An 18,969-nucleotide genomic window follows, 5' to 3' on the forward strand; every position below is an offset into this window, starting at 1 on the left:
AGTCTGCCCGCTGTGGCACGCTGACATCCCCTCCGACCCGACGTCGGAAAGCACGGCAATCAGCCGTCAGCTACACCACTCCAATGGACACGATCGGCAAGACGAAACGAAATCAAACCATTCCATCGTACGCCAAAGGCCTCAAGCCCGTCTCTAAACAGCGCACCAGTCGCATTGAAACCCGCATCGATCATTGCCGACTTGAGCAAGCTGCTTCCGAGACGGTAGAACCGGTGAGTTCAATTTTGCAGGATGTGTTGGCGTTGTCGAAATTGATCCCAATTCGCCATGTGCCCTCAGGAAACTAAGGCCGCAAGCAAAGCGCGAATGATCGGGCGATCTGCCTCACTTTGGCGGAAAGCGAGAAAGTGCTGTGAATGAAACCCGAAACGTCCGGGTTTGATGGCACGCATCTGCCCGGCATTAGACCAGATCTCGGCCATATGCTTTGGCAGGAAGCCGATATAGTGTCCTGAGAGGATAAGCATGGCCTGAGCTTCCATCTGATGGACGGAAGCGGATACTTTCGAATGACCGATCCGGTAAAGGTCGTCTAGTTGTCGATAGGCGCGAACCGATAGGTTCGCCCGCTCGATGTCGCTTTGGTCGATAAGGCGGTCCGGCCGGTCGAACAACGGATGTCCCTTTCCGCAGTAAAGTTCGTTCAATTCCCGATACAGCGAGCGGTAGACGATCCCGGGCGCTTGTTGCGAAAAAGGTCCGATCACAGCATCGCGACGGCCTTCCGCGACGGCTTTTTCCAGTTCCAATGGCGTCGCCTGCGTGAGATCGATGACGACATCGATATCCGGCTGCATCAATCGGTTAAGGGTGTGTTGGAGTCCCAGCTCCCGGCTGGTGATGACGCCATCTACGATACCCAGCCGCAGACGTCCCGTAAGCCTTCCATTTGCCGCTGCGACCCTGTGGCCGAAATTCTCGACGTCGATGAAAAGCCGTGTTGCTGCCTCGTAAGTCGCCTGTCCGAGGTCCGTCAAACGGAAGGCCTTCCGCCCGCGAATACAAAGCTGGCCGCCGAGGCGCTTTTCCAGATCCGCCAGATGCGTGCTGAGAGTGGACTGGGAAAGGTTTAGCGCGATCTGCGCGCCCGCGAATCCTCCCGCATCGACCAATGTCATGAAAACACGCAGCAAACGTAAGTCTATATTATCCAATCTACGCATGGTTTCACATTGATGGTTTTCAATTCTTCGATTGGAATATTTTGATAGTTTTCAAACGAAAACCTGTCCATGATTTTTTCATTCAGCCGGTTCCCTCTAAAACGGACCCTCACGATGCTCCTGGACTTTTCGGGAAAAACCATCGCCATCACCGGCGCGAGCCGCGGCATAGGGCTGGCGGTCGCCAAGGCCTTCCATGCGGCCGGCGCGACGCTCCATCTCCTCGCCGACGATCCGGCGGTCGAATCCGTAGCCGCCAAGCTTAGTGCAAGGGGGCATGTTGCGGATGTCGCCGACGCCGCATCCCTGGCGGCGGCCTTTGAAAACATCGAAGGCCTGGACGTCCTGATCAACAATGCGGGCGTGGAGCGCATGACGCCTATCCTGGAATGGTCGCCCGCCATCGAAAGTGATTTCCGCCGCATCCTGGAGGTCAACGTTCTCGGCACCGCGCGGGTAACTGCGTTGGCCCTTCCGCGCATGGCAGGTGGAAGCGCCATCATCAATACCGCCTCCATCTGGGGCCGCGTCGCCGAACCGCTGTTTGGCGCCTATGTCGCGTCAAAGCACGCCGTGATCGGCCTGACAAAGACCTTCGCACGGGAACTCGGGCCGAAAGGCATTCGTGTTAATGCCGTCTGCCCCGGCTGGGTGCGGACCGATGCGGCAATGGCTTCGCTTGCCCGCATGTCGGTGCGCAGCAATACAGACCAGGAAGAAATGCTTTCGGCCATCGTCGGCGCCCAGGCGCTGCCGGGCCTGATGGCCCCGGCCGACATCATCGGCCCTTATCTGTTTCTGGCGTCCCCTCTCGCTGCAAACATCACCGGACAGACAATCGGTATCGATCGGGGAGAAGTGCCATGGTAGAGGTCCTGTCCGGCAAGACGGCCCTTGTGACGGGTGCTGCTCGCGGTATCGGTCGGGCGACCGCGCTTATGCTGAGCCAGCAAGGAGCTGCGGTGATCGGCCTCGATCTGGTGCCATCGCCAGCGCCTTTTGAGATCCTGCCATGCGATATCGGTGACGAAGCGTCTGTGATCGAAGCGGTCGAGGCAGCAAGCAGGAAACTCGGCGGCATCGACATTGTCGTCAACAATGCCGGTATAATGATCGAATCGACGCTTGCCGAGACCGGAACGGAACAGATCGACCTGCAGTTTGCCATCAATGTCCGAGGCACGATCCTGGTGACGCGCGAAGCGCTGAAGGCGGTGCGGCCCGACGGGCGTATTATCAATGTCGCGTCCGATCTCGCTTTTGTCGGCCGGGAAAACTTCGCCGTCTATGCCGCGACCAAGGGAGCTATCGTCAGCCTCACCCGGTCCTGGGCACGCGAACTGGCGCCGGATATCCTTGTCAACGCGGTCGCACCCGGACCGATCGACACGGATCTGCTCGGCTTCGAAACCCTGTCGTCGGAAATGAAGGCTGCTGAGACCGCCCATCCTCTCGGACGCATCGGCAATTCCGATGAAGTGGCCGCCGCAATAGCCTTCCTTGCGGGTCCCGGAGGCACATTCTTTACCGGACAATGCCTGGGCGCCAATGGTGGCTCGGCGATGTTGTGAGGTGATCATGAACGAAGGCGTTTTTCTCTCCGAATTGTCCTGGCCCGAATTCGCCAGACGCATTGAGGCCGGTCAACCGGTCCTGTTGCCTTTAGGGGCAACCGAGCAGCACGGCCGGCATATGGCAATGAACGTCGATGTCGTCCTACCGACTGCGATCTGCGAACGGGTGGCAAGGCGCATCGGTGCTATCGTTGCTCCGACTATTCCTTTCGGCAACCGGTCTCAGCCGCGCAGCGGCGGTGGCCGCTCCTTTCCCGGGACCCTCAACCTGACAGCCGCCACCCATGCGGCCGTCGTCCGGGATATCGTCTGCGAACTCCATCGGCATGGTGCAAGGCGCATCGTTCTGGTCAACGGCCATTACGAGAATATCTGGAGCAGCGTCGAGGGCATAGAACTCGCGCTCGACACGCTCGGGCGCGATCCGAACGATACTCTCGCCATCCTGCGTATCGACCATTGGGACATGGTGCGCCCGGAAACGATCGCGCGCGTCTTTCCCGATGGCTATCCCGGGATCGAGCTTGAGCATGCCAGCGTGATCGAAACATCGATGATGATGGCCCTGCGCCCTGATCTCGTCGATCTTTCGGCCGCCGCCAATGACGGACCTGCGCTTTTCAAGCCCTACGATCGTTATCCCGCGCCGCCGCAGGGACTCCCGCTCTCCGGTGTGCTCTCGCTCACCGAAGGTTCGACGGCAGAGAAGGGGCAATGGCTTCTCGATGACGTCGTCCTCGGCATCGAACAAGCGATACGAGAAGAATTTGGACTGGAGTAGAAGATAATGGATATACCACTTCAACAGGTCGATGCCGCCGTCGTGCCGCGTTTTGCCGGCATAGCGAGTTTTATGCGCCTGCCGGTTCTCGGCTCCGCCGAGGGGCTCGATATCGCCATGTTCGGCGTTCCTTGGGATGGCGGCACGACCAACCGTGCCGGTGCGCGTCACGGACCACGTGAAGTACGTAACCAATCGAGCCTGATGCGCAGCACGCATCACGTTTCCGGCGTCGAGCCCTTCGCGATGGTTCGCGTGGCCGACATCGGCGATCTCTCGGTCAATCCCATCGACCTTGCGGATGGATTGAAGCGTATCGAAAACGGCGTCGCGGCAGTGGTTGCGGCGGGCGCCTTGCCGCTTGGCATTGGCGGCGACCATCTGACCACCTTGCCCGCCCTACGCGCCGTCGCCCGCAATCGTCCTGTCGGGCTTATTCATTTCGATGCCCATTCCGATACCAACGACACCTATTTCGGCGACAATCCCTATACGCACGGAACGCCTTTCCGCCGCGCCATAGAGGAGGGCCTTCTGGATCCAAAGCGGGTGGTCCAGATCGGTATACGCGGCTCGATCTATGAGCCGGGTGAACACAGCTGGGCAAAGGAACAGGGCATCCGTATCATTTACATCGAGGAATTCGCCGCTCGCGGGGCCGAGGCCGTCATGGCTGAAGCGCGCAGCATCGTCGGTAATGGCCCCACCTATGTCTCCTTCGATATCGACAGTATCGACCCGTCCATGGCGCCGGGAACGGGCACGCCCGAGATCGGCGGCTTTACCACGCGCGAAGCGCAGCAAATGGTCCGGCTGATCGATGGTGTGGATATCGTTGGCGCAGATGTCGTGGAAGTGGCTCCGCCCTTCGACGTGGCAGGGCTGACCGCACTGACCGGCGCGACCATCGCCTTCGAACTGCTCTGCGTCATGGCGAAATCCGTGCGCATGCGGAGGTAAAAATCCTCGGCCGCCCCGTAAGGCGATGAGGCCATGCGGTCGGGCTTGCCCGACAGAGGAGACTGCCATCGATGTTTTCCGGCCTCGGGCCGGAACCGCGATCCAAGCAAACCATATAAAAGAGGGGCTATCGTAATGAAATCGAGCGCAAACATCTTGAATATCCGTCGCATGCCGGCCGTCATTATCGGTGCGGCCCTGTTGGCTGCATTCGCCAGCAGCGGCGCACGGGCAGCGGGACTGGCCGACAAGGTTAAGGCCAAGGGGACGCTGACCTACTGCAGCGACCTTTCGGTGCCGCCGTTCCTGTCTCTGGATTCGGCGACGATGAAGCCAGTCGGGTTCGATATCGATGTCGGCAATGCGATCGCAAAGGCGATGGGCGTTACGGCGTCCTATAAGAACATCAGCTTCGACGGCCTCATTCCGGCCCTGCAGGCCGGCCAATGCGATGCCATTATTTCCGCGCTTTTCGACAAGCCGGAAAGACGCAAGGTCGTGGATTTCGTCGATTATGCCAATGTCGGCAACGCCATCATCGTCAAGGCGGATAGCGCGCTTGCGGTCAGCTCCCTTGGTGATCTCTCCGGCAAGAAGGTGGCGGTCGAGCGCGGCTCCGTCAATGCCCAGGAAGTGACCGCCGCCAGCGACGAACTGGTGAAACAGGGAAAACCGGCGATCTCCATCGTCGCCCTGCCGAAAGCGACGGATGCCATCGTCCAGCTTCTGTCCGGTCTTGCCGACGCTTTCTACGGCGGAACGGCAACCGAGGCGGCGTACAACCGGCAGAACCCCGGCAAGCTCAAGCTTGCAGGCCCCCAGATGAGCACGTATTTCACCGGTATTGCAACGTTGAAATCTCACGCCGACCTGCATGAGGCGCTGGCAAAGGCGTTTGAAACGACGCTGACTGACGGGTCCTACGATGCGACGGTCAAGACGTGGAGTTTCGAGTCCATGGCTGTTGGAAAATAAGGACCTGAGCGACGCGAGCGGCATGTTGTCCGGCTGTCCGGGAACATGCCGCCAGGGCTCGCAGCAAAGGACGCGCAAACGTGGATTTCCACTATTTCCTCGAATTCCTGTTCAATCCGCCTGCGATAGTCTGGGAAGGCATGTTGATCACGATCTATATTTCGATCATCGCCCAGGCGGCCGGCGTGGTGATCGGGTTGATTGTCGCGCTTGCGCGAGGGGCGCGGTCCCGGGTGCTACGCTTCCTATCGGGCTTCTATGTCTGGTTTTGGCGCGGCACGCCGCTTCTGGTGCAATTGCTTCTCGTCTACACCGGCGTTGCTGCCGCGGGGTTCTATTCCTATCCGGAAATCGTCCTCGGCCCGATATCAATATCTGGCCCCATGCAGGCGGCCTTGGTTGCACTTGCGTGCAACGAAGGCGCCTATATGAGCGAGATCTTCCGAAGCGCGATCGGCACGGTGGGATCTGGCCAGATGGATGCCGCCCGCGCTCTCGGATTCCGTCCCTTCCTTGCGTTTCGCCTGATCGTCCTGCCGCAGGCGATGCGTGTCGTCATTCCGCCTCTCGGCAACGAGTTCACGCTAATGATCAAGGGCACGTCGCTGCTGAGCATCATTGGCGTGCGGGAATTCTTCGGCACGCTGCAGGACATCAACTCCGCCACGTTCAAGACGTTCGAACTCTTCCTCTTTGCCGCAATCTGGTACCTCATCCTCACCAGCATCCTTGGACTGTTCCAGAACTGGCTGGAACAGCGCATGTCGCGCCATGAATTGGTCTCTCATACAAGCAACATGGCTGCGAGAACGCGATGAGCCGCAATATCAGGAACAAATAACATGCGTGACTTTCATCTGCCGGGCCGTTCGCCGTCGCTCGGAACCGGATACGCCATAGCGACCTCGCATCAGGAAGCAAGCCTTGTCGGCGCAGAAATCCTGCGCAACGGCGGCAACGCTGTCGATGCCGCGATCGCGGCTTGCGCCCTTCTCGGGGTCATTGAGCCGCAAAGCACGGGCATCGGCGGCGATTGTTTTGCCTTCGTCTGGAATGCGAGTGACCGCAAGCTTCACGCGATTAACGGTTCCGGTCATGCTCCAGCGGGTATTTCGGCCGATTGGCTCCGGGCGAAGGGCTTATCGATGATCGACGAGGACAGCGTTCACAGCGTCACCATCCCTGGTGCTCTCAGAACTTGGGAACTACTTCTGTCGACATTCGGTACGAAGTCGCTCGGAGAGCTTCTTCAGCCAGCGATCGAGCGCGCGTCTTACGGATTTCCGGTCGCAGAACGCGTGGCTGCCGACTGGCAGGAAGCGGCTACCCGGCTCTTGTCGTCCGCCGGCCTGTTTCTTCAAGCCGGAAAAGCTCCTCGGACGGGCCAACTATTCTCCACGCCGCAACTGGCACGGACACTTCGCATCGTCGCCAGAGAAGGGACCGAGAGCTTTTATGAAGGTGATCTGGCAAAGTCGATGGTCGCGTCGTTGAATGCGGCAGGCGGGTGCCATCGCCTCGAGGACTTCGCCGACTGGCGCCCGGCCTGGGTCGAGCCGCTGACGGTGCGCTATCGCGACGTGGACGTGCATCAGATCCCTCCGAACGGACAGGGTCTTGTCGCATCGCTGATGTTGAAAATCCTCGAAGGCTTCGAGCACGGGTGTCTTGATCCAGTCGGCCCGGAACGGTTTCACCTGCAGATCGAGGCATACCGTCTGGCCGCCGAAGTTCGGGACCGGTATATCGCCGACCCGGATCACGCGCTCGTGCCGGTCGATATGATCCTTTCCGACGGCTACGTCGAGGAATTGCGTGACCGTATCCAGCTGGGTTCGGCCATGCAGGCCGTAGCGCCGCTACCGCAGGGGCCGACCGACACCGTCTATCTGACGACTGCCGACCGGCACGGCAACTTCTGCTCCCTGATCAACTCCATCAGCGGATCGTTCGGCGCGGCGATCTGCTGCCCGCAGACCGGTGTCCTGTTTCAGAACCGTGGCGCCAATTTTACGCTGGAAGACGGCCATCCCAACCAGGTGGCGCCTCGCAAGCGGTCCCTCAACACTATCATTCCAGGATTCGCGACAAAGAATGGAGGGCCCTACCTCTCTTTCGGGGTGATGCATGGTTTCTACCAGCCCGTCGGGCAAGTCCAGGTGCTGCAGAACGTGGTCGATTTCGGCATGGACGTCCAGGCGTCGATTGACATGGGGCGCGGGCTTTTCACTGGCGAAGCATTCGAGGCGGAACGATCCGTTCCAGCGGATACCTTGAAGGATCTCACCCAGCGCGGGCATAGGACCAAGCCGGTCGATATGCCTTGGGGTGGCGGACAGGCGATCGCCCCGATCAATGGCGTGCTGCACGCTGGTTCCGATGCTCGGAAGGACGGATCGGCGATCGCGATATAGCGGTAGGCTTGCGAAATCCGAAGATAACTGCAAGTCGCATCCTCGATGATGCGTATAGAGCAACTCTCGGAGCTCCAGGCCGATTCAAAAGGCGCTCATCAAAAGCTCCAATGGACGGCTACGAGACGAGTTCTTGAATGAAACGCTCCTTGGCTGCGACCCATTGCTTGATCGGCCTTTTTAAACCGGCAAGGCGATACAACAGTTGCTGACCGTAGATTTGAACGGCAAGCCCATCATCCTTGCCGGCGCCGGTGCCAATATCGGCAAGGAGACCACCTCGTGATCCGACCGCCTTGCCGGACTTCTCGATCAGATTGAAACCCCTGTTGAGCGTTCTATAGCCGATGGCGCCTATGGTGTGCAGACGCGCGATCTGCTGGCGGCACGCTTGTGCAACAATGCGGATGTGGTTATTCCGCCGACGAAGAACGCCGTTGCCGTTGCAAGCCCCTGATGCGACAGCAACACCGACGGTTCAGGGGCGCCCGGGTTGAGGACTTGAATTGATGTACGTACCTCACTTTACTACAGAATTTTTCTGTTGCGATCCAGCCTTCGGAAGCAACCGAGGGGCAGGAGCGGGGAGGACATTCAGGGGAGGGTGAGCAGGAGTTAATGGTTTCGCTCGGGAGCCAGGACCACTGCGCCAAATGTGATAGGTCATTCCTATGGAGATGGACGAAGAGGTGCTCCTGAGCATTGGCGGTGGTGAAGACAAAAAGAAGCCCGCGTAAGCGGGCTTGAGGAGGAGAGTTCAACTCGCACACGGGAAACAAGATGTGCGATAGTTTGAAGTAGGGAAGCCGTCCAACCAATCAAGGCCCTTTCGTTCGGGCTGATGGTGCAACAACAGGGATACCCACGTCAACTTGTCTGAAGCCACTCGCGAGGCATACATTGAACTATAACAGTTCCATCCGCTTGTTCACCGAACGCCTCGTGCTACGTCCGACGGTGCCGCGCGATGTCGAACGCGCCATTGAGATCAGGTCCAATCACGAGGTCGCACGCAATCTCGCGTCGGCGACAATTCCGCCTGACATTGAGAAAATGACCAACTGGTTCGCGGGCCACGCCGAGGAGTGGCGCATGGGCTCCGCCTACCGGCTGGCGATTATACTCGATGGCCATATGATCGGCATCTGCGACGTCTTCGACGTGTCCGAGGGACAGGGCGAAATCGGCTACTGGCTCGACCAAGCGGTATGGGGGCGCGGGTTCGGCCTTGAAGCCGCAGAACGGCTGGTCCGGTTCGCTGCGGAGGATGTCGGCCTAATCTCTTTGCGGGCTGGGTGCGCGGACGACAACGTCGCTTCGGCGGCGATCCTTACGCGCCTGGGCTTCACCCGGCTGGAGCACGTCCGGATTTTTTCAAGATCGCGGAATGAAGAGATCGTCCAGCGTCGTTTTCGACTTGCTGTCTAACTACGTCAGAAGTCGTGTGAAGAAGCGCTCACCCGCGGAGCTGCACCAAATGGGGCGGCCGCTCGCCGATCGCGTTCTACCTTTAGCCAGCTCGCAAAGTTGCGATACAGTACCAACTCAAGGAGAATAGAATGACATCCGAACTCGGGTTTTCCCTGCGAGATCGGCTCGCCTACCCACCAATTCACAAGCGTCCAGGATTGGAACTCCCCGGAGACACCCGGTTTGCCGTCTGGACGATCGTAAACGTCGAAAACTGGAGCCCGGCCGGCGAAATGCCCCGTTAGATCTGCTCGACTTGCGTCGGTGCAGTGATTTCCACGATGAACTCGAACTCTGCGAGCGAGCTATGCTGGTCCGATCCTAAAACGGCAACGCTCCAGTAGTCGGGCGACGCCCCAAACACGTTGCTGACCTGGACAATCTGCAACGCCGCTACCTCTCCGTTTGGCTCCTTGCGCCGCACCCAATAGCAATTCGGTGGCTTAATCAAGGACGGGTCTATCATGGTTTACTCCACTTGCAGTCTGTTCGCCCTATGCTGATTCCCGGCTGCTCGCCAGCCCTGCACCAGACTTGTTCACCATGTGCTGCGTTGCAGCGGCCAGACCTGGAACTTTACGATAGAGCGCGCACTTCCGGGGTGAACAAAATCAAAGTTTGGTCCCATTGACCGCACTCTCAACCCGGATCCTTCTGTCATCGCCGTTATTCCATTAATCGCGGGAGCCACGCGTCTCGCCTCAAACATCGATCAAGGCGATCGCGTCAGCCGTTTGTCCGATTTGAACGGGCCGGCGCTCTGGACAACCGAACCCGTTCGTGTCGACGTGGTCGCGCAAAAATACGAGCGCTTGCCTCAGCCCGTTCGGCTTCCACAATCATCGCCTTGCAACGCTTGTAAAAGGAGTGACCGACCTCCGTCACGCGAAAACGTCGGCTCCAGCGGTCGATCAACAGGACGCCGAGTCTCGCTTCAAGCGATTGCCGAAGGGCGGTCGATCATTTCCAAGCCGGAGGCGCGTTGGCGCGAGCCCGGATCTGCCGATGTGTGTTCGAGCTTCGAGGTGGAATTTGAGAAGGAATGGGGCCTTCGAAGGCTTTGGCGGTCTTGAACGGTTCGTGTAGCAGTCGGTTCATTTGCAGCACTGGTTCGCCTCGCATCTCAGAATTCGGCCTACTTTATTTCGTGCACGTAACGATGATTGGCGGTCGTGGCACGATGCGTCGAGGCGAGCACGGGTGTTGCCGATTGATCATAGGCGACCTCATCGATCATCAGGATTGCCGTCGGCAAGGTAAGCTGAAGCCATTTGACGTCTTCTTCGGTAGCAAGAACGGCCGCAATCTGCTCGCGAACCGCCGAGATCCGGATACCATATCGATCGAGCAGGTGGAGATAGAAAAGGGGTGGGATCTCATCCTTATTCCCGGTAAAGCCCGGAAGCCGCGCCTCGGCAAGCACCAGTGTCTCGTGCATGATCGGCTTGTCGTCGACAATTCTGAGGCGATGGAAGCGAACGACGCCCTCGCCAACCGCCAGCTGTAGCTTTGCAGATTCGCTTTCCGTCGCCGTGCCCCGGTGAAGTGATGTGACTCTCGTCACCGAATGCTGCAGTGATCCATCCAGCCCGTGCAGTCGAAAATACTGAAAAAAGAAGCGCAGGCTATGCTGCGGCGTCCGACCTGTGACGACCGTCCCGGTCTTGCGCCGGCGGGTGAGCAAGCCTTCGTTGGTAAGGTCCATCAACGCCCTTCGGATGGTACCGACGGCGACGCCAAACTGCTGCGACAGTGCGATTTCGCTCGGCAGCACGGTGCCTGCCTCCCATTTGCCCAGCATGATGGCTTCGGAAATCTGTCGTTTGACCACCTCATAAAGAGGGAGCGAGAGGTCCGATGCGCGGACGATATCTGCTGAAGAAATAGGCGTTTTCTCCAATGATTTGCCTCTTATTTGGAGTTGACTCTTGGCGGCCAGGTTCGCATCATTACTATATAGTTTATATTAATGTGCTTGGCGACACGCTTTCGTCGCCTGGCACCGGGACTTGACGATGGATCGGCACGAAACCGCACTCTCTCCACAGCTGACCAGAGCCATGGCGGCGATCGAGGCTGATGTCGAGCGCGCAGTTGATGATCTTTCGCGCATGGTCGCGATCGATACGTCCTTTCCCCCGGGAGAGGGATACGATGCCTTTGCCGATCTGATGGAACAATTACTGGCCCCGCTTGATTTCGAGAGCCGGCGAGTGGTGGTGCCGGAGCCGCTATGGCGTGTGGAAGGTGGTCCGGCAAGCGGGCCTCGTACGAACCTTGTCGCGAGGCATGCGACCGGCAAGCCGGTCTGCGGACTTTACTATCACGTCGACACGGTGCCGGTCGCACCCGGATGGACGCGCAATCCGCTTCGCCTGACGCGCGAAGGCGACACTTTGTATGGCCTCGGCGCGGCGGACATGAAAGGGACGATCGCCGCGTCATTATTGGCTCTTCGGGCAGCGCGGGAACACGATGTCGCTTTTGCTTATGATCCAATGCTGCTCCTTTGCACCGACGAGGAGGGAGGCCTTTATCCTGGCGTCCGCCATCTGGCGGAGCAGGGGATGCTGGAGGGTCATATCGTCAATTTCAATGGCTCGGCGGCGGCGCGCATTTGGGCCGGTTGCTTTGGCGTTTTCCATCTGCAGCTCAGCATCAAGGGACATGCCGTCCATGCCGGCGAGGGCAACCGTACAGGCGCCGGCATCAACGCTATTGAAGGCGCTCTGCCGATCCTGAATGCGCTGCAGGCTCTCAAGCCCGAGATCGCCAGCCGGGAATCGACGCTGCCGCCTCCGCCGCACGCCACGGGACCGCTTCAGCCGCAACTGACGATTTCGGCCATACACGGCGGCACGAGTGGCGGCCAGGTGCCGGCGGAGGTCAAAGTCCTGATCAGCCGCCGCTATGCGCCGGAGGAGAGCTATGAAGAGGCCCGCGCCGAAATCGAGACCATCATTCGGGCAAGCGGAAATGCAATAGCCGATATCGGCATCGACATTCAACTGGTCGGTCATCTCATTCCGACATCGGATCCCTATGGTCCCCATTGGCCGCGCTGGCAGGATGCTCTTTGCCTCGGCTTCGGATACCGGCCGGATGATTTCCGCAAATGGGGAGCCGCGAGCTGTTCTGATTTTGGATACGTCCAGCAGATCACCGGCATGCAGGAGGTGATCCTGAGCGGCCTCGGCCGGCCGGAAAGCTGCATCCACAGCCCGGAAGAACACACGACCTGCCCGGACATCATCGCTCTGGCGAAAACGATCCTAGCCTACCTATCAAAAGAGTTTGCATCCGATCGCATTCCGGAACTCCTGCCATAACGAAAAAGGGAACATCGACATGCTTGAAATGAATCGACGCCGGTTTCTTGCCGGCACGGCCATCTTCCTTGCTGCGCCCTCACTGAGCTTCGCGCAAGCCGCAGCGCCGACAAAAGGCGGGACGCTGCGCATTTCCATCGACCAGGCTGCCAGCGTCATCCATCCGCTGCTGACGCGCGTGAACCCGGAATATCTGGTCACCGAGCTGCTCTACAGCAACCTGACGCGACTGAAGGTGGACATGACGGTCGAACCGGATCTCGCCGAGAGCTGGAGTGCCAACGACGACCTGACCGAATGGACCTTCAAGCTGCGCAGTGGAATCACGTTCCATGACGGCTCCGCCATGACCTCGGCCGACGTCGTCGCGACCTTCAAGGCGATCCTCGATCCAAAGAATGCATCGCCGGGCCGTAACAATGTCGGTCCGATCACCGATATTACAGCTGGCGATCCCAGCACTGTCGTCTTCAAACTGTCGGGCGCCTATGCCGACATGCCGGCTGCTCTTGCCTATACGAATGCCCGCATCATCCCGGCCTCCATCGCAACCGGCGACTTCAAGAAGCTGTCCACCGAGGCCAACGGCACCGGCCCGTTCAAGCTGGTGTCCTACGAACCGGACCGGCTGATCGTCGTCGAGCGCAACCCGAACTATTATGATCCAGCGCGCCCTTACCTGGACCGTATCGAAGTGCAGGTTTTTCCCGACATCTCCGCCGAGGGGTCGGCGATGATCGCCGGCGACGTGGACGTCATGTCGACCGTCCAGCCGACGGAATATCTGCGCATGCAGGGCAGCGACGGCGTCGACGTGCTGCGCGTCGCCTCCGGTCAGTTCTGCAATATCAATTTCGGCTGCGATACCAAGCCGTTCAATGATCGGCGCGTGCGTCGCGCTCTCGCCTTGACGGTCGACCGCAAGGCGATGGTGGACTTTGTCACCGAGGGCTTCGGCACGCCCGGCAACGACACACCGATCAATGCGTCCTACCATTTCTATTCGGATATGCCGCTGCGCGAGGCGAATATCGACGAGGCCAAGAAGCTGCTGGCCGATGCCGGCTATCCCGATGGCTTCGAGGCGACCTTGATTGCCTCCGACACGCCGGCGGTGCGCACGCAGCTCGCCGTTGCCTTCCGCGAAATGGCCAAGGAAGCTGGCGTCAAGATCAACGTCCAGACGATGCCGCATGCGACCTATCTCGAGCAGGTCTGGAAGAAGGGCAGCTTCTATGTCGGCTTCTACAACATGCAGCCGACCGAGGACGGTATCTTCAAGCTGCTCTATACCTCCGACGCCGCCTGGGACGAGACGCGCTGGAACAACAAGGACTTCGACAAGCTGATCGCATCCGCCCGCGGCACGAAGGACGAAGCCAAGCGCAAGGACCTCTACGCCCAGGCGCAGAAGCTGATGAACGATGAGGTGCCGTCGATCATCCCGTCCTTCTTCGATGTTCTCGCCGCCAAGCGCAGCTGGGTGGAGGGCTTCCAGGTGCATCCGCGCGCCTCGGTCTTCCGGCTAGACTATGTCTCGCTGACCGACAAGGCGCCGAAGCGCAGCTAAAAGCCTACCGCCAAACCGGACGTCGAAAGGCGCCCGGTCCTTGTCGTTGGAAGGAAGACCAGTGTCGCCGAATTATATCCTCAAGCGGGTGATGATGATCGTCTATACGCTCTTCATCGTGTCGCTGATCGTCTTCGCCATCACCCAGGTTCTGCCGGGCGATGCCGCCGTCATCATGCTGGGCGAGAATGCAACCAAAGAAGCGCTCGAAGCCCTGCGTCAAAGCATGGGCCTCAACGCGCCGGTCTGGGTGCAATATGGCCGCTGGCTCGGCGGCGTCCTGCATGGCAATTTTGGCACCTCGCTGCGCACGGGGCAGGCGGTCGGTCCCGTCATGCTTGAAGCACTCAGCCGGTCACTGCTGCTCGCCTTCCTGTCGATCGCCCTGATGCTGATCCTTGCTATTCCGCTCGGCATTATCGCGGCGGTGCGGCGTGGCCGGATCGCCGACATGGTGGTCAGCCTGATTTCCTATGCCGGCATCTCCCTGCCGGAGTTCGTCACCGCGACGGTTGCCGTCCTGATCGTCGGCGACTGGCTGAAATGGCTGCCGCCGACCGGCTATGTGCCGCTGACGGAAAATTTTGTTGGCGGCATTCAGCATCTGATCCTGCCCGTCTGCGTCATATCGATCATCCTGATCGCCCATGTATCGCGCATGGTCCGCTCTGAACTGGTTGATGTCCTGCACACCGATTATGTGCGGGCAGCTAGGATCAAGGGATTGTCCGGCATGACGGTGCTTTTACGCCATGCCCTCAGGAATGCGCTGTTGCCAACGATCACCGTCGTGGCGCTCGATGTCGGCTATTTGCTCGGGGGCGTCATCGTTGTGGAAGAGATTTTCGCCATTCCTGGCATCGGCCGGGCACTGATCGTGGCGATCCAGACCCGCGACCTGCCGTCGATCCAGGCGGGCGTACTCATCATGGCGGCCACCTATTCCATCGTCAATTTCGTGGCCGACATCCTCTATGCCTGGCTCGACAAGAGGATCCAATATGATTGAGTTTCTCAAGCGGCTGCTGCGCACTCCGCAGGGAGCGATCGGCCTCTTTATTGTTCTGCTGGCGCTCGTCATCGTGCTGTTCGGACCGTCCTTGGCGCCGCACGATCCGGAAAACCTCGCGCCGCTTTCCCGCTATAAGCCGTCAAGCGTGCATTACCTGATGGGAACGGACCAATATGGTCGCGATATCTTCAGCCGCCTGCTGATCGGCGGCCGCGCCACCATCAGTATGGCCGTGCTCGCGACCGTCGCGGGCACGCTGGTCGGCGCGCTGATCGGCACGACCTCCGCCTTTCTCGGCGGGCGGGCCGATGAAGTGATCATGCGGACGGTCGATGCGGTCATGTCCATTCCGAGCCTCCTGTTTGCACTGCTGGTGGTCAATCTGCTCGGTTCCAGCACCGCCAATGCGCTGATTGCCGTCGCGATCGCGTTTGCCCCAAGCATGGCGCGCGTTACCCGCAGCGTTGCCCTGTCCGTCCGCAAGCAGGATTATATCAGCGCGGCGATCGCGAGGGGTGAGCGCTCGTCCTATATCATCCTGCGCGAAATGCTTCCCAATGTGGTGGCGCCGATCATCGTCGAGATGACGATCCGGATATCGTTCGCCGTGATGCTGTTTGCCACCTTGAGCTTCCTTGGGCTCGGAGCCCAGCCGCCGGCAGCCGAATGGGGGCTGATGGTGTCAGAAGCCCGTCAATATATGCATCTCAGTGCCGGCATTCTGATCTGGCCGAGCCTTGCCATCGCCATCGTCGCTGTCGGTTTCAACCTTCTCGGTGACGGCCTGCGCGACGCTCTCAACCCGCGAACCTGAGGACGGCACCATGACGAATACGAACATGCCCACCCTCGACATCCGCAACTATTCGCTGGCCTACGCGACATCAGGCGGCAGGTTCCATGCGCTGAAGGATATCAATCTGTCGATCGGTCGCGGGGAAATTCTCGGGCTTGTCGGTGAATCCGGATCGGGCAAGACCTCGCTTGCCTGGGCCGTCATGCGCTACTTGCCGAAGAATGCGCACGAGACCAGCGGCGCCATTCTCCTGGCCGGCGAGGATCTTGCTGCCAAATCTGTCGCCGAGATCGACAAGCTGCGCGGCCGGCGGATCAGCATGGTGTTTCAGGACCCGAGCACGTCTCTCAATCCCACGCTCTCGCTTGGACGGCAGCTCTCAGAGGTGCTGGTGCGGCATCGAGGCCTGACGAAAGCGCAGGCTTGGAAGGAAGGCGAGGCGATGCTGGCGCATGTCGGTCTGAAGACACCGGCAGACATGATGCACCGCATGCCGCATGAGGCCTCGGGCGGCGAGAAGCAGCGTGTCGTCATTGCCACCGCCTTTGCCTGCAATCCCGAATGTATTATCTTCGACGAGCCAACGACGGCGCTCGACGTCATCACCTCGCGGCAGATCCTCGACCTCTTCATTGCGCTGCAGGCGGAAACCGGCGTTGCCTGCCTCTACATCTCGCACGACCTTGCGCTAGTCTCCCGAACCGCGAGCCGCGTTGCCGTCATTCGTCACGGTGTGATTGTCGAAAAGGGCGATGCGGCACAAATTTTCCAGGCCCCGCAGGACGACTATACACGCGAACTCATCGCCGCAGTTCCCAATCCGCGCCATCGCCTGGTGACGACCGAGATCGATCCGTCCAAAGAGCCGCTGGTCAAGGTCGAGAATGTCAGCGTGCGCTATGGCCGAAAGCCTTTCTTATCTGCGCTGACGGGCAGGGCGCATCGCGGGACGGTCGGTAATCGCGCCGTCAGCCTCACGGTCAATCCCGGTGAAATCCTGGGCATCGTCGGCGAGTCCGGATCGGGCAAATCCACGCTTGCCAAGGCGATGACCGGCCTCAATCGTTTTGACGGCAGGATCTGGTTTGCCGGCAAGCCGATCTCCGGTCTGCAAGACATGGGCACGGAATATCGCAAGGACGTGCAGATCATTTTCCAGCATCCTGATGCCTCGCTCAACCCGCGCCAGAAGATCGGCGAGATTCTGTCGCGGCCGCTAAAACTTTACGGAAAGGACGGGTCCAATGCCGAACAGATCGGTACCATGCTGGAGCAGGTCCGGCTGCCGCGCAGCCACGCCGATCGCTATCCGCACCAGCTGTCGGGTGGTGAAAAGCAGCGCGTCGCGATCGCCCGTGCCTTTGCGTCCAAACCGAAACTGGTTATCTGCGACGAGATTACCTCGGCGCTGGATGTCTCGGTCCAGGCCTCGATCATTCAGCTGCTGCTCGAGCTGCAGAAGGCCAGCAACACCGCCTATCTCTTCATCACCCACGACCTCAATCTCATCCGCCAGATCGCCCACCGCATCGCCGTGATGTATCGCGGCGATCTCATCGAAATCGCCAGGGCCGAGGAAATCGATCGTCCGGAGCGCGCCGACTATACGCGCCGGCTGTTGGACGCGGTGCCGCCACCTGCGGGCACTCAAGCCTGATATTGTAATGTAAGGAGCATGATCATGGACCCCAAATCCCTTGTCGACCAAATCGACGAGAAAGCCTGTCTCGATTTCCTGTCGAAGATGGTCCGCCACAAGAGCCATTCTCAGACCGACGGCGAGCGGGAGCTTGCCCGCGTGATGGCCGAAGAGATGACGGCGATCGGTCTCGATGCCGAATTGCAGCCCTTCGACAACGGCGAGCGCTTCAATGCCATCGGCAGGCTGAAGGGAACAGGCGGCGGCAAAAGCCTGCTATTCAACGGTCATCTCGACACCAACCCGGTAACCGAGGGATGGACCGTCGATCCCTATGGCGGACTGGTGGACGATAAGTTCATCTACGGGATCGGCGTTTCCAACATGAAGGCGGGTGATGCTGCCTATTTCTGCGCCGTAAAGACCCTACTGGACGCGGGTGTCAAGCTCAAGGGCGACGTCGTGCTGACGTTCGTCGTCGGCGAGTTACAGGGTGGTGTCGGCACGCTCGCCGCCATTCGCAGCGGCGTGACGGCCGACTATTTCGTCAACAGCGAGCCGAGTGACCTCGTCGCGGTCACCATGCATGCCGCCGCCCTTTCCTTTGTCATAGAACTGACCGGCGATACCCGCCACCTGTCCAAGCGGGAAGAATCGGTCGATGCGATAGCCGCTGCCTGTGACATCATTCCGCGTATCAATGCGATGACGTTCAGCGGTGCCAGGAGCGAAACGCACCGGTCAATTAATCGTGGCCATGTCGGCGTGGTCCATGGCGCGCTCGGCCGCAATCTCGAAGAATGGCGGCCGCCACAGGTCGCTGACTTCGTTCGTTTGAGGGGTTCTTGTCGCTACGCGCCCGGTCAAACCCAAGAAGGCGTCCTCGCCGATTTGCGGGCAGAGCTTACCGAACTGGAGAAGCGATTCCCTGGTCTCAAGGCCAAGCTGGTGCCGGAGATGATTGAGGGCCGTCCGCTTATGCCGCCTTTCGAGGTCACTCCCGAATCACGGATCGTTAAGGCGATCAATCGTGCCTACGAGGCGGTGCGGGGCGAAAAGCAACCGACAGGGGCCATCACACCGACACGCTTCTACGGCACGGACGCCGGCCATCTCTACAAGGAGCTCGGCATGGAAGGCATCGTCTGCGGACCGGGTGGACGCTACAACACCATGCCTGACGAACGCGTCGACATCGTCGACTATCTCGACATGATACGCGTCTACATCCTCACCATCCTCGATATCTGCGAGGCCGCCTGAGC

At 59.7% G+C, this 18,969-nt stretch carries 19 protein-coding genes and 1 pseudogene; 16 read left to right on the forward strand and 4 right to left on the reverse strand.

The annotated features are described in order from the left end of the window. Positions 1-308 (forward strand): hypothetical protein (locus EV561_RS37665; protein ID WP_207910628.1); only part of this gene is annotated, 308 nt, incomplete at its 5' end. Here EV561_RS37665 and EV561_RS31415 read toward each other — a convergent pair. Beyond that, positions 297-1,184 carry a LysR family transcriptional regulator gene (locus EV561_RS31415; RefSeq protein WP_132527838.1) on the reverse strand — a complete coding sequence of 296 codons (888 nt, stop codon included), beginning with the start codon at positions 1,182-1,184 and terminating at the stop codon, positions 297-299. The two genes, EV561_RS37665 and EV561_RS31415, sit on opposite strands and share 12 nt — an antisense overlap. Before the next feature lie 114 nt (positions 1,185-1,298). Here EV561_RS31415 and EV561_RS31420 point away from each other — a divergent pair, with 114 nt between their 5' ends. From EV561_RS31420 to EV561_RS37400, 9 genes are all read left to right on the forward strand, one after another. Next, entirely contained in the window at positions 1,299-2,054 is a 756-nt protein-coding gene (locus EV561_RS31420; protein WP_132527839.1) for an SDR family oxidoreductase, read from the forward strand. Then, positions 2,048-2,755 (forward strand): SDR family oxidoreductase, encoded by a 708-nt coding sequence (locus EV561_RS31425; RefSeq protein WP_132527840.1) that lies wholly within the window; start codon positions 2,048-2,050, stop codon positions 2,753-2,755. Before EV561_RS31420 ends, EV561_RS31425 begins: the two co-directional genes overlap by 7 nt. A 7-nt stretch (positions 2,756-2,762) precedes the next feature. After that, complete coding sequence (locus EV561_RS31430; RefSeq protein ID WP_132527841.1) at positions 2,763-3,539, forward strand: creatininase; 777 nt, start codon at positions 2,763-2,765, stop codon at positions 3,537-3,539. Between the two features lie 6 nt (positions 3,540-3,545). Further along, positions 3,546-4,499, forward strand: coding sequence for an agmatinase (speB, locus tag EV561_RS31435; RefSeq protein WP_245513119.1), 954 nt, complete (start codon positions 3,546-3,548; stop codon positions 4,497-4,499). Positions 4,500-4,634: 135 nt separating this feature from the next. Further along, the gene (locus tag EV561_RS31440) at positions 4,635-5,474 is read left to right on the forward strand and encodes an ABC transporter substrate-binding protein (RefSeq protein WP_165927986.1); all 840 of its coding nucleotides are present in this window, start codon (positions 4,635-4,637) and stop codon (positions 5,472-5,474) included. A gap of 80 nt (positions 5,475-5,554) precedes the next feature. Further along, the gene (locus EV561_RS31445) at positions 5,555-6,292 is read left to right on the forward strand and encodes an amino acid ABC transporter permease (protein WP_132527843.1); all 738 of its coding nucleotides are present in this window, start codon (positions 5,555-5,557) and stop codon (positions 6,290-6,292) included. A gap of 24 nt (positions 6,293-6,316) precedes the next feature. Then, positions 6,317-7,888 carry a gamma-glutamyltransferase family protein gene (locus EV561_RS31450; RefSeq protein WP_132527844.1) on the forward strand — a complete coding sequence of 524 codons (1,572 nt, stop codon included), beginning with the start codon at positions 6,317-6,319 and terminating at the stop codon, positions 7,886-7,888. Between the two features lie 900 nt (positions 7,889-8,788). Continuing rightward, positions 8,789-9,316, forward strand: a complete 528-nt coding sequence (locus tag EV561_RS31455) for a GNAT family N-acetyltransferase (RefSeq protein ID WP_132527845.1) — start codon at positions 8,789-8,791, stop codon at positions 9,314-9,316. 131 nt (positions 9,317-9,447) lie between these two features. Beyond that, on the forward strand, positions 9,448-9,603 hold the full coding sequence (locus EV561_RS37400; protein ID WP_165927987.1) for a hypothetical protein: 156 nt from the start codon (positions 9,448-9,450) through the stop codon (positions 9,601-9,603). Here the strand turns inward: EV561_RS37400 and EV561_RS31460 are convergent. The 3 genes and pseudogenes from EV561_RS31460 to EV561_RS31470 all read right to left on the reverse strand — a co-directional run bounded on the left by EV561_RS31460 (position 9,600) and on the right by EV561_RS31470 (position 11,258). After that, a complete protein-coding gene (locus EV561_RS31460; RefSeq protein WP_132527846.1) occupies positions 9,600-9,824 on the reverse strand; it encodes a hypothetical protein in 225 nt (74 codons plus the stop codon). The two genes, EV561_RS37400 and EV561_RS31460, sit on opposite strands and share 4 nt — an antisense overlap. Positions 9,825-10,171: 347 nt before the next feature. After that, positions 10,172-10,297: pseudogene (locus tag EV561_RS38120) on the reverse strand (LysR family transcriptional regulator); the annotation flags it as partial. A 196-nt stretch (positions 10,298-10,493) separates the two neighbouring features. Continuing rightward, on the reverse strand, positions 10,494-11,258 hold the full coding sequence (locus tag EV561_RS31470; RefSeq protein WP_245513120.1) for a GntR family transcriptional regulator: 765 nt from the start codon (positions 11,256-11,258) through the stop codon (positions 10,494-10,496). Positions 11,259-11,373: 115 nt separating this feature from the next. Here EV561_RS31470 and EV561_RS31475 point away from each other — a divergent pair, with 115 nt between their 5' ends. The 6 genes from EV561_RS31475 to EV561_RS31500 all read left to right on the forward strand — a co-directional run bounded on the left by EV561_RS31475 (position 11,374) and on the right by EV561_RS31500 (position 18,967). Continuing rightward, complete coding sequence (locus EV561_RS31475) at positions 11,374-12,687, forward strand: M20/M25/M40 family metallo-hydrolase (protein WP_132527847.1); 1,314 nt, start codon at positions 11,374-11,376, stop codon at positions 12,685-12,687. A gap of 19 nt (positions 12,688-12,706) precedes the next feature. Then, on the forward strand, positions 12,707-14,257 hold the full coding sequence (locus EV561_RS31480; RefSeq protein WP_132527848.1) for an ABC transporter substrate-binding protein: 1,551 nt from the start codon (positions 12,707-12,709) through the stop codon (positions 14,255-14,257). Positions 14,258-14,318: 61 nt separating this feature from the next. After that, positions 14,319-15,266, forward strand: a complete 948-nt coding sequence (locus EV561_RS31485; protein ID WP_132527849.1) for an ABC transporter permease — start codon at positions 14,319-14,321, stop codon at positions 15,264-15,266. Next, positions 15,259-16,083, forward strand: a complete 825-nt coding sequence (locus EV561_RS31490) for an ABC transporter permease (protein ID WP_132527850.1) — start codon at positions 15,259-15,261, stop codon at positions 16,081-16,083. The genes EV561_RS31485 and EV561_RS31490 overlap by 8 nt, the downstream gene beginning before the upstream one ends. 10 nt (positions 16,084-16,093) lie before the next feature. Then, on the forward strand, positions 16,094-17,722 hold the full coding sequence (locus EV561_RS31495; RefSeq protein WP_132527851.1) for an ABC transporter ATP-binding protein: 1,629 nt from the start codon (positions 16,094-16,096) through the stop codon (positions 17,720-17,722). Between the two features lie 24 nt (positions 17,723-17,746). Then, complete coding sequence (locus EV561_RS31500) at positions 17,747-18,967, forward strand: M20/M25/M40 family metallo-hydrolase (RefSeq protein WP_132527852.1); 1,221 nt, start codon at positions 17,747-17,749, stop codon at positions 18,965-18,967. The last annotated feature ends 2 nt before the right edge of the window (positions 18,968-18,969 follow it).

Origin of the sequence: Rhizobium sp. BK376, from assembly GCF_004341625.1 — a bacterium.
Lineage (GTDB): Bacteria > Pseudomonadota > Alphaproteobacteria > Rhizobiales > Rhizobiaceae > Rhizobium.